Annotated in this window: 9 protein-coding genes; 2 read left to right on the top strand and 7 right to left on the bottom strand. The window is 34.2% G+C overall.

The annotated features are described in order from the left end of the window. Positions 1–212 precede the first annotated feature (212 nt). Entirely contained in the window at positions 213–1262 is a 1050-nt protein-coding gene (locus tag BUC11_RS13905) for an outer membrane beta-barrel protein (RefSeq protein ID WP_073355030.1), read from the bottom strand. 593 nt (positions 1263–1855) lie between these two features. Here BUC11_RS13905 and BUC11_RS13900 point away from each other — a divergent pair. Further along, on the top strand, positions 1856–2161 hold the full coding sequence (locus BUC11_RS13900; RefSeq protein ID WP_073355029.1) for a hypothetical protein: 306 nt from the start codon (positions 1856–1858) through the stop codon (positions 2159–2161). Between the two features lie 80 nt (positions 2162–2241). Further along, a complete protein-coding gene (locus BUC11_RS13895) occupies positions 2242–2721 on the top strand; it encodes a hypothetical protein (protein WP_073355027.1) in 480 nt (159 codons plus the stop codon). A 143-nt stretch (positions 2722–2864) separates the two neighbouring features. On the opposite strand, the gene BUC11_RS13890 is transcribed toward BUC11_RS13895, so the two are convergent. From BUC11_RS13890 to BUC11_RS13865, 6 genes are all read right to left on the bottom strand, one after another. After that, positions 2865–4217, bottom strand: a complete 1353-nt coding sequence (locus tag BUC11_RS13890; protein ID WP_073355025.1) for an NAD-dependent succinate-semialdehyde dehydrogenase — start codon at positions 4215–4217, stop codon at positions 2865–2867. Between the two features lie 236 nt (positions 4218–4453). After that, positions 4454–6565: a response regulator gene (locus tag BUC11_RS13885; RefSeq protein ID WP_073355024.1), complete on the bottom strand. Its 2112-nt coding sequence runs from the start codon at positions 6563–6565 to the stop codon at positions 4454–4456. A 704-nt stretch (positions 6566–7269) separates the two neighbouring features. After that, the gene (locus tag BUC11_RS13880; RefSeq protein WP_073355022.1) at positions 7270–8811 is read right to left on the bottom strand and encodes an acyl-CoA carboxylase subunit beta; all 1542 of its coding nucleotides are present in this window, start codon (positions 8809–8811) and stop codon (positions 7270–7272) included. Between the two features lie 3 nt (positions 8812–8814). Further along, entirely contained in the window at positions 8815–10257 is a 1443-nt protein-coding gene (accC, locus tag BUC11_RS13875) for an acetyl-CoA carboxylase biotin carboxylase subunit (protein WP_073355020.1), read from the bottom strand. 98 nt (positions 10258–10355) lie between these two features. Then, entirely contained in the window at positions 10356–10841 is a 486-nt protein-coding gene (locus tag BUC11_RS13870; RefSeq protein WP_073355019.1) for an acyl-CoA carboxylase biotin carboxyl carrier protein subunit, read from the bottom strand. 102 nt (positions 10842–10943) lie between these two features. Further along, the gene (locus BUC11_RS13865; protein WP_073355017.1) at positions 10944–13166 is read right to left on the bottom strand and encodes a B12-binding domain-containing radical SAM protein; all 2223 of its coding nucleotides are present in this window, start codon (positions 13164–13166) and stop codon (positions 10944–10946) included. Positions 13167–13352 lie beyond the last annotated feature (186 nt).

Below are 13352 nucleotides of genomic sequence, written 5' to 3'. Positions count from 1 at the left end.
TCAATCATTTCATGCAGAGCAAGAGCTATTTTAACCAACGACCTTTTCAATACAATAATTCCAACACCTTTCCTCTTCTAGGATTAAAAAAGAACGAATCGTTGCAAAAAGTTCGCTTTTCAATATTTTGATTTTACTTACTTTACCTTATAAAAAAACTGCCAAAATACTTAAAAGCATTCTGGCAGCAAAAAAAAAAAATAGTATTGGAATTAGAATGAATAGGTAGTTGCGAGTAAAGCATAAGCAGTTACTCCTTTTGGTGCAGCATCACTATTTGAAAAGATATCCTCTGAGGCCATATCTACGCGAAACTCTGGTATAATAGTCAGATTTCCCACTTTATAATTTAAGGACAAGGTATTACCCACAACGCTCGTCCCAGCAAGCAAACCTAGTCCTGCGGTAGCCTCCTTAGCATCTAAATATTCCAATCTGTAGGCTAAACTTAAAGATTCTTTGAAAGTTACATTTGCATATCCTACTAAAGAAAACCATTCGCCATCTAACGCCTTATTAAAATCGTTATTAGTCATTGCGTACGTTCCATTGAATCCTAGTGAAAAAACGTCACTTACTTTTTTTGTTCCCACAAAGTCAAATTGGGTTTTATTTTCGTCTGATGATGGATTACTACTACCTGAAGTTACATTAAAGTAAGCACTCCCGCTATCTCCCAAAAATGCTACCTGCCCGATAAATGTTTTCTGAGAGGAACCCGCTTCAATTGCTGTTTTAAAATCGGTTGGGTTCGAAACACCAGCCATAAGGCTAAACTTTCCTGATGTATATTGTGCTTTTACGCCCGTATTAAAGAAAGGACCATAAGTAAATGCATAAGACATACTGTAATTCTTATTATCGACTGCATCTACTAATTCATATCCAATGTGAGTACCAAAGCTTCCAGCGGTTACTTTAAATTTATCTGAAAATTCATAAGTAAAATTCAATTGTTTAATCATAAATGTTTCCGGCCCATCATTATAAGTAAATTGAGCCGCTCTATTTCCAAAACCTAAATCTACAAAAACAGATGCTTTACCCATTTTATGGGAAGCCTCGATAGAAGCCATTCCTAATTCAAAGGAGTTATGAGAATTCGTAAAACTCGTTAAACTGTTATCTATCCCAGAAAAATCATACTTGTAATAGGCGTCCGCTGATCCTGCAAAAGTGATTGCTGGAGCAGGAGTTGTTTCTTGTGCAAATGTTAAGGTAGTTGTTAGTAAAATTACTAAAGTAGCTAGTTGGTTTTTCATGTTTGGTTGTTTTGATTCGTAATAAGTTTGATAATTAATCGGTTTTGGTTTTAATTTTTGGAGTTTTAAGACAGTATTAGATCAATAAATAATTATTTTTAATGCCTTTTATACCCTAAAATTCTCTTTTTATTAAAGCGAATTTATTAACTTTTATCCCACTTGAATTACTATTTTCTACTTTTTTATCGAGATTTAAGAAGAATTATCAATAACGAAAAATGAATAAAATTAAATGTTTATTCCCTATTTTTTAGGACCTATTTTAAAAATTCAATAATATTATTTTATTCTTTACCCCTGTTTTTTTTGAATTTTTAAATAATTTTTTAGTTTTTAAATCCAAAAATATCGTTTTTAAACGTTTTATTTTAAAGACACCCCCATTAAAAAATACATTTACAATAAAAATAAATAATTTATCAAAAAAATACAAAACAACAAATTATTTGATTTATTCTTGCTAAAATAATGTTACACCCTATTTTGACAACGCCCAAACCATCGATTTAAAGCATCGAAACAAATTGCTCTTTATTTTTTTTATGAAAATTTTAATTGTGTTTAGTTTCCTTTTTTATTATTTTTAGGAAATGAATCAAATACTGGTCAAAACTTATTTATTTTTAGCATTGGTCACTTTCTCTTTTGTATGGATAAGTGATGGATTTGCTGTACTAACTGGTGATAAAAAATTTGATTTTTACGAACAATCAGAAAAGAACTTAGAGGAAAATAATTTAGAAACCCAAACAAAAACACTTTTCCTAACGACTATTGAATGTCACCACTCTTTAGAATTTTTTACTTTCGAAAAAATCAGGATTCATTCTACTGATTTGTTTAGCATGAAGGAATATGCCTTACAAAATACTACTCCACCACCAAAGCAAGGATAACGAATTCCAGCGTCCATAAAAAAAAGGAAATACACGTACAAAAAGCTTAAAAAAACACCTAGATAAAAATCTATACTATAATGAGAAATATATTCACAATACTCGCACTTTCACTTACGGTCTCAGTGATGGCACAAACTCATGAGATTACAAAACATAACGGAGAAACAATGGAGGTAAACTTCATTAAAATTGAAAACAATTTAGTTTACTATACCAATGTAGAAAGCAACGAAGAAAAGAAAGTTAGCCAATTCGCAATTTCCCAACTACACGAAAAATCGAAAAATGAAGCTAAAACCATATCCGAAAAGATAATACCATCTGGCAAGGCCGATTATACGAAAGTCATCGTGTTAAATGCCTCACAAACCGAAGGCTTACGAGAATCCGGTACGATTACAAGCTTTTTAGGAAAAACTAAAGGAGAAAGTAATCAATCTTTTAAGGATGGAGCAGCAAGAAGATTAAAACAAAATGCGGCTGATAAAGGATATCCTTTTATTGTGATTCTTTCCACCAAGTCTAAAGATTTAAAAGCAGTTATGTATACCTATTAAGAAAGGGACATACGCTTTGCAAGGAAAGACACAAAGCGCTTTTGATCAGAGCAAAAAAATAAAACGAGAATAGATTTTGTAAATACAATTTCTATTCTCGTTTTTTAATTAAACTATAGCTTTCCCTTTTGAAGAAAAAAATATTATTCGATAACTAATGATTTCATATTCATAAATTCTTTGATTCCAACCGCTCCTAACTCCCTACCATAACCAGATTTTTTTATTCCCCCAAAAGGAACTCTCGAATCCGAACGGACTAAGGAATTCACAAAAACATTTCCTGCTTCTATTTTTCTTGCTAGTGTATAGGCATGCTCACGGTCTTCAGTCCAGATTGCAGCAGCTAATCCATATCTATGAGTATTGGCAATGGCAATGGCATCATTTTCATCTTTGGCTCTACTAACCGTTGCCAGTGGACCAAAAGTTTCTTCCTGAAATGCAATTGAATCAACGGCTACGAAATCAATTAAAGTAGGCTGGAAATTACAGCTTTCCCACTCTCCTCCGACTATTAATTTTGCTCCTTGTTTTAGTGATTTTTCCAATTGATCACCTAAAGTTTCTGCTAAATCTAATCGAGCCAAAGGTCCCATATGAATTCCTTCTTGTACTGGATTACCCTGTTTTAATGCTTTTATATTTTGCGTAAAAAGTGACACAAATTCATCAGCTACTTTTTCTGTAACTATAAAACGTTTCGCGCAGATGCAAGCCTGACCCGCGTTTAACATTCGAGATTGTGCCGCAACATGGGCGGCTTTCTCTAGCTCAGCATCATTTAACACGATAAAAGCATCTGAACCTCCCAACTCCATTACTGTTTTTTTTATGTGTTTTCCCGCCAATGAAGCTACTGAAGAACCTGCCCCCTCGCTACCGGTCAAAGTAATACCATGGACAATATCAGAAGCTATAACACTTTCGACTTGCGGTATTTCAATGCTTATTTGTTGAAAAACTCCTTCAGGAAAACCGGCTTCTAAAAAAGCACTTTCAATCGCCTTAGCACACCCAATTACATTGGATGAATGTTTTAAAAGGGTAACGTTTCCCGCCATAATTGCTGGTGCGGCATAACGCAGTACTTGCCAAAAAGGATAATTCCATGGCATTATTGCAAAAACAGCTCCCATAGGATCATAAACAGACATGCTCTTGAATGGTGTGCTATAATATTCGTCTTGCAACATTTCCTCTGCATGCTCTGCGTAAAAATCACAATTACTTGCTGATTTTTCGACTTCAGCCATACTTTCAGCTATAATTTTGCCCATCTCATTCGTAATAAGCAATCCTAATTTTTCTTTATTTTCTCTTAAAATAACCGCAAGTCTTTGCATTTTATCTGCTCTTTCTTGAAAAGAAGTAGTTTTCCAATCTTTAAAAGCGTTTTCAGACAATTTAAGCTTGTGATTGAGTTGCGTATTTGTTAATACTTCATGTTCAGCAATCACTTCTTGTGAAAATGGATTTATGGATTTAAAGATCATGTTCGTTGTATTTAAAATTCGTTGTAAAGGTAGTTAGGAAGCAGCTGAAAATGTTTTCAAATTCATGCTAAAATTATCCAATTGCTTTTTATTAGATCTGATTGAAAAGAAATCAGTTTGGCAATTATAATTCTTTACTTTAGAAGAAAGTGCCAATATAACCTTTTAGGTTCTTACGTTTTCTACTTATTAAAAAAATTGACTTTATAGAGTTCTCTAGCGTAATGGTATGGAATTTAGGAGTTAATTTCCATAAAAATCGAATCCAACAATTCAAATATTTTTTCTTTATCCAATGGTTTTGTAATGTAATCGACGAAACCAAACTGCAAGATTTTTTCTCTATCTTCAAAAGAAGAATAAGCAGTCTGCGCTATTACAGGAAGCTCTGGTTTAATGGCTCTTATTTGTTCGAATGCTTCGAAACCATTTAAAATAGGCATTTTGATATCCATAAAGACCAAACTAATATTGGGATTTTCAACACAAATAGCTACGGCTTCTTGGCCATTATGCGCTCGCAAAACCGTATGATTTTTTGATTCAATAATCTTCTTTAACAACAAGAAATTAATATTATCGTCCTCAGCAATTAAAATTATTTCGTTCTCATGATTACCCGGAAACGAAATTGACTTCTTTTGAATATTTTTATTTATTGTTTGATCAAACCGCAAGGGTATTGTAAACGTAAAAATAGATCCAAACCCAATTGTTGATTTCACATTTATTTCGCCACCTAACATTTCGACATACGCCTTAGTAATAGACAAACCAAGGCCTAGTCCTGTGGTGTCATTTGTGGAATTATCTTCAATTCTTCTGAAGCGATCAAAGATGATTTTTAAATAATTTTCACTAATTCCAAGGCCCGAATCTTCGATCGTGAACTCTAAAAGTTCTTTTTCTTTATTTATTTTATATCCAAAGGAAACAAAACCTTTCTCTGTAAATTTAACGGCATTTGTAATTAAATTTACGATAATCTGTTTCAGTTTCGTTTCGTCAGTAATAATAGTGCCTTGCAGGACCTCAGGATTTTTTACAATATAAAACTCGATATCTTTATCTTTGGGAATAGTAATCTTAATGGCGTGATATAGTTCTGCGACACATTTTTCTAAATCCAACCCTTTATAATTTGGCGTAATTTGCTTCGCATCAATTTTAGACATTTCAATCAAATCCTCAATAATGGAAACCAAGCTATTTCCGCTATTTTTTATGATTTTTAAATAGTCTATTTTTTCCTTTTCTTTCAAATTAGCATCCATTAGCAAATCACTAAAGCCAATTATGGCATTCATGGGAGTCCTAATCTCATGCGACAAATTAGCTAAAAAAGCAGATTTTAGAGTATCGCTTTCTTCTGCCTTTTGTTTAGCGATTTCTAATTGTTTCCGTTGATTGCTATTTTCTTCAAAAAGATTCCCAATATAACCAAACTCGCCTTTGGATTTCTTTAAACTCGTTATTGAATTACTACTGCCTGTTTCTAAGATATTTTTAATTAATTTTAAAGGATCGTAAACCCATTTTTTAGTATAATAAATGAAAATCAAAATATTAATGATCGAAGCTATGACCACTATAAAAAGAATTTCTTTCGTTTTACTGTAATTTAAATTAAAAGGTCTTTTAAAAAGCAACGTGCTTACTATGTTATTTTTCCAATCCTTTAAATTTAGCCCAACAGTTACAAAATCATCTTCCGCCTTAATTTTTTGATTTGCAAATGCTATACTAACTTTAGAACTACTAATATCTTCTAAAGACTCGAAAAAAGACGCATCTAAAAGTCGAGCCATAAAAAAATAACCAGAAGGTTTTGTTTTATTCTTTTTTGGATCATTAGAAGGATGTATTGTCGCACCAAAAACTTCAACAACACCTTCTGGAAGCTTAATATAGAACCTTTTAAATTTAGAGTTATAAAGTGCAGTCATCATCTCCTTAGGAATAAAGTCAAAACTTTTAATCTTAGATGATCTTGTCTTATTTAATAATTTGCGGTCTAAATCATAAATCCCAACGTAATCTGCCTCATAGGATTGAAATTCATTAGAGATGTATTTATTATACCATTTATTATCCTTTGTTTTGGTGAATTGAACTAACTCATCCCAAAATGTAACATCTATAACTGTGGCAGTTGGTGTTCTAGAGTTCAGTATAAATAAGGATTTTACTTCATTGTTATATCGACTGTGAGTAGTTTTATAAAAGTGCTGTTCTTCTTGAACGGTATAAAGGTATAAGGAAGTATAAAGTATAAAAAAGAATACAGTCGCTGAGGCGATCAGCAACAATAGCTTAAAATAGGTATTCAGGTTAATTAATCTCTTCATATTGTAGGCAGATAAAAAAAGAGAAACCAAAAACATCTTACTTGATGTTTTGTAGGATATATCACTTTTTTTGCTGGCGCAAGTTATGTTTTTTTTATGATAAAAAAAAACTGCAACTATTTAAACTCATGAAGTTCATCATTATAACATCTGTTTTACAATCGTAAACTTTCCAACAAAATCTTTAACTTAACTGTTGCCAATTTTAAACTACACAATAGATTTTTTCCAACTAATTTTACAGATTTACTACTTGTTACATTCCACTTTGTTTTTATCTTTTAAAGGACAAGACGATCAAGTTGAAATGCTAACTTTTGTTCCACCACTACTGCAACTAGTGTTGTAATACGCCATTAGTAAATTCAGTACTAGGCGTCTTCAAATTAGTTGCTTGGAGAAATTTAAAATGAAATTATAATTAATTTAAGCGTGTAATGGTTAGATTGTGGTGTGTTGCTAAAAATTTTTAGGATATTGGGTTGCCAATACAATTCGTAATTCTAAATAAAAATAATTTTGACAAGTAATCTATATTCTCTTAGCTACAGGTTCAATCTGAAAATTCCCTTGGTACTACTATCCCTTCAATACGTGCAGTCATAAAGTCAATTTTACTTTTTTTTCACTTCATTTACATTAAAAGTGTACCCATAAAAAAACCAGCTGGATTAGAGCTGGTTGTTTTATTTTTACCCAAAAAATTACAAAGGAATGTTTCCGTGTTTTCTATTCGGAGTGATACTTTCTTTATTTTCAAGCATACTAAATGCTTTTATCAATTTGCGGCGGGTATCTTGTGGTAAAATCACCTCATCCACAAAACCACGTTGTGCAGCAGTGTAAGGATTAGCAAACAAAGTGGCATATTCTGCTTCTTTTTCTAATAATTTTGCTTCATGATCGTCTGCATCACTGATTTCTTTTTTGAAAATAATTTCAGAGGCACCTTTAGCTCCCATTACGGCAATTTCAGCAGTTGGCCAAGCAAAATTCATATCGGCACCAATGTGTTTTGAATTCATCACATCGTACGCACCTCCATAAGCTTTTCGTGTAATAACCGTCACTCTTGGCACGGTCGCTTCGCTTAAGGCATACAATAATTTAGCTCCATGAACTATAATACCATTCCACTCCTGATCCGTTCCAGGTAAAAAACCTGGTACATCCACCAAAACCAATAAAGGAATATTAAAACAATCACAAAAACGGGTAAATCGTGCCGCTTTTTTGGAACTGTTCACATCCAAACAGCCTGCTAAAACCATAGGTTGATTAGCAATAATACCAATGCTTTTTCCTCCCAATCGAGCAAAACCCACCAGAATATTTTCAGCATAATTTTTATGAACTTCAAAAAACGAATCTTCATCAATAATCCCGCCAATTACACTATGCATGTCATACGGTTTATTAGGATTATCAGGAATTATATTTGATAATTGCTCCCGAATCTCATCTCCTAATTCATAAGGCAAATCGCGGGCTATTTCTTTATTGCTCTGTGGCAAATAGCTCAGCAATCGCTTGAGATCCTCTAAACATTCTACATCATTTGCAGAAGTGCAGTGCGCCACACCTGACTTAGTTGAATGTGTACTTGCCCCTCCTAATTCCTCTGAGGTTACAGTTTCATTGGTTACGGTCTTAACAACATTGGGTCCTGTGACAAACATATAACTAGTATCTTCTACCATCATAGTAAAATCAGTCATGGCAGGAGAATAGACCGCTCCACCAGCGCAGGGGCCCATAATAGCTGAAATCTGAGGAATCACTCCTGAAGCTTGAACGTTTCTATAAAAAATATCGGCATAACCACCCAAAGAACGCACACCTTCCTGAATACGTGCTCCGCCAGAATCGTTTAATCCTATCATTGGCGCTCCCATTTTGACCGCCATATCCATGACTTTACAAATTTTTTCGGCATGAGTTTCTGACAATGAACCGCCAAAAACAGTGAAATCTTGGGCAAATATATAAACCAATCTTCCATTTATAGCTCCGTATCCTGTGATAACACCATCGCCATAATACAATTCTTTTTCCATTCCAAAATCAGAAGTACGGTGTGTAACTAACATACCAATTTCTTCAAAAGATCCTTCATCCATTAAATACTCAACACGCTCTCTGGCGGTTAATTTTTTATTGGAATGTTGTTTCTCGATGCGTTTTTTACCACCACCTAAATGCGCTTCGGCAATTTTATTGTTTAATACTTTTATTTTAGATTCCATAATTTACTGAATTGGTAATCGTATGATTTTCTGATCTTCAAAATACTGTTTCATAGCCACAAGAGCTGCAATTTCGGCTTCTTTAGCCATTTGGTTTTTCAATATCTCCGCATTGTAATATTTCTTTACAAAATGAGTGTCGAAATTTCCCGAACGAAAGGCTTCATGTTCAAAAACAAACTTCCCAAAAGGCAAAGTAGTTTGTACTCCTTCCACATGATACCCATCAATCGCTTTAATCATCAACTGAATCGCTTCTTCACGAGTTGCTCCATAAGTAATTAACTTGGCCAACATAGGATCGTAATAAATAGGGATATCCATGCCTTGTTCAAAACCATTATCGACGCGTATATTTTCGCCCACAGGCAATTCATATACCTCCAAGTTCCCAACACTTGGTAGAAAGTCATTTGTAGGATCCTCTGCATAGACTCTCAATTCGACAGCGTGACCTTTGATTTTTAAATCTTCTTGCTTCATCGATAAAACTTCGCCTCTCGCTACTCTTATTTGCAATTCTACTAAATCAGTCCCTGTAATCCATTCCGTAACAGGATGTTCTACTTGCAAGCGGGTATTCATTTCAAGGAAATAGAAATTATTATTTTCGTCCAATAAAAACTCTACTGTTCCCGCACCTAAATAATCACATGATTTAGCCACTAAAACAGCCGCTTCTCCCATTTGCTTGCGCAATTCAGGCGAGAGAACGGATGAAGGTGCTTCTTCAATTACTTTTTGGTGACGACGCTGGATGCTGCATTCCCTTTCGAATAAATACAATATATTTCCGTGACTGTCAGCCATAACTTGAATTTCGATATGCCGTGGTGAGGCTACATATTTTTCGATAAAAACAGAACCATCCCCAAAGGCTGCAATTGCTTCGCTAATTGCACGGTTCATTTGAGATTCAAAATCACTTTCACTTTCCACCACACGCATTCCTTTTCCACCGCCACCGGCTGAAGCTTTTATAAGAATAGGAAAACCGATTGCTTTAGCAGCTACTTTTGCTTTTTCGATATCTGTAATTGCCTCGTCTACACCTGGAACCATAGGAATATTATAGTCTTTAACAGCCTCTTTAGCTGCTAATTTACTCCCCATAACCCTAATAGCTTTGGATTTTGGACCAATGAATATGATGTCATTTTTTTCACACTCTTCAGCAAAATCTGCATTTTCACTCAAAAATCCATAACCAGGATGAATTGCATCTACATTTAAGGCTTTGGCTACCTCAATGATTTTGTGTCCTAGCAAATAGGATTGACTTGAAGGTGCTTCACCAATCCAAACCGCTTCATCAGCAAATTTTACGTGAGGTGCATTTCGATCTACAGTTGAATAAACGGCAACTGTTTTAATGCCCATTTTTTGTGCGGTTTTCATTACCCTGATGGCAATTTCCCCTCTATTGGCAACTAATATTTTTTTCATTTTGATTATTTTAACCACAGATTCGCTGTTTTTTAATTCTACTAGACTCCCTTATGTTGGGGTCCTCGATTTTAAATGAGCAAATTAGCGGTAATTTATTATTCGAATTCAATTAAAAGTTGCCCTTTCTCTACTGCATCTCCCATGGCAATTGAAATAGATTTGATAACCCCATCACGTGGCGAAAGGAAACTGTTTTCCATTTTCATGGCTCCAAGAATGATTAGATTATCGTTTTCTTTCACTTCTTGACCCACCACAACACTAATTTCCAAAATTAGTCCAGGCATAGGAGCTTTAATGAAGTTTACCTGCTTGGTAAGACCCACTTCAAATCCCATTTCCTTGATGAGCAAGTCGAGGTGATTTGCTATCGATACGGTATAAGTGTTGTTGTTTACCTTAACGGTATAGCTTTTTTGATTGAAATCGGACGTTAGGATTTCCGCTTTATAAGGGGTGTTTTCATCTAGTATATGGAATTTATTTGTTTCCATACGCACTGCGTCTAATTGTGAAATATCCTTCTTTTCAATATCAAAATGAAAAGTGTCATTTACATTTACTTTATAACCAATACTCATAAGTACATTTTTTATTGGATGTAAAAATAAGTAAAGAAAACGTTTGCGTACCTTTAAAACAGATGTTTTATGCTAATTTAGTATAGTTTTACTAAAATAACTTTACAAAACTAGTAACCCAAATTCTCTTAAGGTTTTGATGGGTTTTGAATACCAAAACAATTCGAAGTCTTCCAATTGAGTTTCAAAATCGAATTTAATTTCTTGAAAAGTATAAATTTTAGCATTGGAAACGGAGATTTTTAGAAGTATTTCGGTCAACCATTCCCCTTCCTTTTTATTAGTTTGAATGCTAAAACTTTCTTTTTTATCATGAAAAGTCAACGTCATCAATTCCCAAGAATTCCCTTTTTTAGATTTAGTAAAATGTTCTATAAAGGGCTTCCCTCCCAACCAAACAATTTTGGCAGTTGGTTTTATATTAAAATCATCCTCTTCTTCTAAAGCATCAAAAATGAAATCAGGCGAGATTTTAGTTTTTGGAATTTTAAACTCGAACCAATCCTGCAATTCATAATCAAAACAGATTCCGTGCATGAAGTTGAACAAGGATTTCTTAAGTCCAAAACTGAATTTATCATGATCGATTCCGGTTGAATCGGTATAATTAATATCGTTATTAGCGAAAGTTCCAATCGCTTCGGTTTCCTTTACCACACCAAATTTTTCAGGATACAAGCCAACTGGACTATGTGCCGTCATAGCAAATTGATGCCAAAAACCAGATTGCAATACGCCAACTTCAAACAATTGTCTTACCATTTCGAGACTGTCCACCGTTTCCTGAATCGTTTGCGTGGGATAACCATACATCAAATAGGCATGAACCATTACACCTGCTTCAGTGAAATTCCGAGTCACTTTCGCGACTTGTTCGACCGTAACCCCTTTATCTATTAACTTTAATAATCGATCCGAAGCGACTTCGAGACCACCAGATACAGCGATACAACCAGAAGCTTTTAGTAGCAAACATAAATCTTTTGTAAAACTTTTTTCAAATCGAATGTTCGTCCACCACGTAACTGCTAATTTCCTGCGAAGAATTTCGAGTGCCAAAGCCCGCATTAGAGCTGGAGGAGCGGCTTCATCAACAAAATGAAATCCGTTCTCGCCTGTTTGAGCAATCATTTCCTCCATTCGATCACACAATAAATTGGCAGCAACGGGTTCGTAGATCTTAATATAATCCAAAGAAATATCACAAAAAGTACATTTTCCCCAATAACAACCGTGTGCCATAGTTAGCTTATTCCAGCGACCGTCGCTCCACATGCGGTGCATTGGATTCACAATTTCGATAACCGAAATATATTTATCCAAAAACAAATCAGAATAATCCGGAGTTCCTACTTTTGACTGCTTATAATCTGGTCTTGATGAATTATTTTTATAAACTACTTTTCCATCTTCTAATAAAAAAGTCCTCTTATATAGCTTCTCTTCTATCGACTCCGCACGGGATGACGCGCTCAAAGTGACAGCATTTATTAATTCTTCAATTGGTCTTTCGCCATCATCCAACGTGATATAATCAATGAACTCAAAAACGCGTGCATCTGAAAGCGAACGCAGTTCGGTATTTGGGAAACCGCCACCCATTGAAATTTTAATTTTCGGATAATGCTTTTTGACCCATTGTGCGGAACGAAAAGCCGAATATAAATTCCCTGGAAACGGAACTGAAATCAGCAACATTGTGGGTTGAATATTCTCTATTTTTTCTTTTAGAATCGAAAGAAGAATAGTATCAATATAGGTTGGTTCTTGCTGTAAAGCTTGATACAATTCATCAAACGAATTAGCGCTTCGACCCAAACGTTCCGCATAGCGACTGAATCCAAAATTAGAATCAACACGTTCCACAATAAAATCAGAGATATCTTCAAGGTACAAAGTCGCCAAATGTTTCGCTTTGTCCTGTGTTCCCATAGTACCGAAAGCCCAATCTAATTCTTCTAATTGTGCAAATCGGGACGCTTCTGGCAAGAAATCTTCTTGACAAATTTGGAGTGCTAATGTTGGATTTTTTCCTTGTAAAAATGCAATTACAGGATTGATTGTTTTGATGTATTCGTCTTGTAAAGCGTAAATACGTTTGGAATTATCTGAAATTTTTAGAACGTTAAATTTTAAACTTGAAACTTTAAACAAATCTATAAGCCCTTCTTTTGAAAACAATTTCAAAATCACTTCGATACCTAAATCCGCTTGTACCGATTCAATGCCTTTAGTATTCAGAAACCCTTTAATATATGCGGTTGCTGGATACGGTGTATTCAGTTGGGTAAAAGGCGGCGTAATTAAAAATAATTTAGTTTTCAAAAGAAATAAGTTTTGTGCAAAAATAAGGGATATTTAAATAGTTATTGTCAAAACATGCTAGAGACTGCCGTTATCTTTTTAAATAAAAAATTATGCTGCGACCTATTCGCGATGCAACTTTTTTAGAAACTTAAGATAGTTTTTTAAGTTTTCATTTCTATTTTCTAGGCTAAAATCGGAAATAAC

Source organism: Flavobacterium xanthum (assembly GCF_900142695.1).
Lineage (GTDB): Bacteria > Bacteroidota > Bacteroidia > Flavobacteriales > Flavobacteriaceae > Flavobacterium > Flavobacterium xanthum.
Note: the sequence above shows the minus strand (reverse complement) of the source record. Positions and strands in the feature narration are given on the sequence as shown.

What these genes read in the sequence shown, in the direction of transcription:
- BUC11_RS13905 (WP_073355030.1), bottom strand. Translation starts at nt 1,262, where the DNA reads ATGAAAAACCAACTAGCTACTTTAGTAATTTTACTAACAACTACCTTA.
- BUC11_RS13900 (WP_073355029.1), top strand. Translation starts at nt 1,856, where the DNA reads ATGAATCAAATACTGGTCAAAACTTATTTATTTTTAGCATTGGTCACT.
- BUC11_RS13895 (WP_073355027.1), top strand. Translation starts at nt 2,242, where the DNA reads ATGAGAAATATATTCACAATACTCGCACTTTCACTTACGGTCTCAGTG.
- BUC11_RS13890 (WP_073355025.1), bottom strand. Translation starts at nt 4,217, where the DNA reads ATGATCTTTAAATCCATAAATCCATTTTCACAAGAAGTGATTGCTGAA.
- BUC11_RS13885 (WP_073355024.1), bottom strand. Translation starts at nt 6,565, where the DNA reads ATGAAGAGATTAATTAACCTGAATACCTATTTTAAGCTATTGTTGCTG.
- BUC11_RS13880 (WP_073355022.1), bottom strand. Translation starts at nt 8,811, where the DNA reads ATGGAATCTAAAATAAAAGTATTAAACAATAAAATTGCCGAAGCGCAT.
- accC (WP_073355020.1), bottom strand. Translation starts at nt 10,257, where the DNA reads ATGAAAAAAATATTAGTTGCCAATAGAGGGGAAATTGCCATCAGGGTA.
- BUC11_RS13870 (WP_073355019.1), bottom strand. Translation starts at nt 10,841, where the DNA reads ATGAGTATTGGTTATAAAGTAAATGTAAATGACACTTTTCATTTTGAT.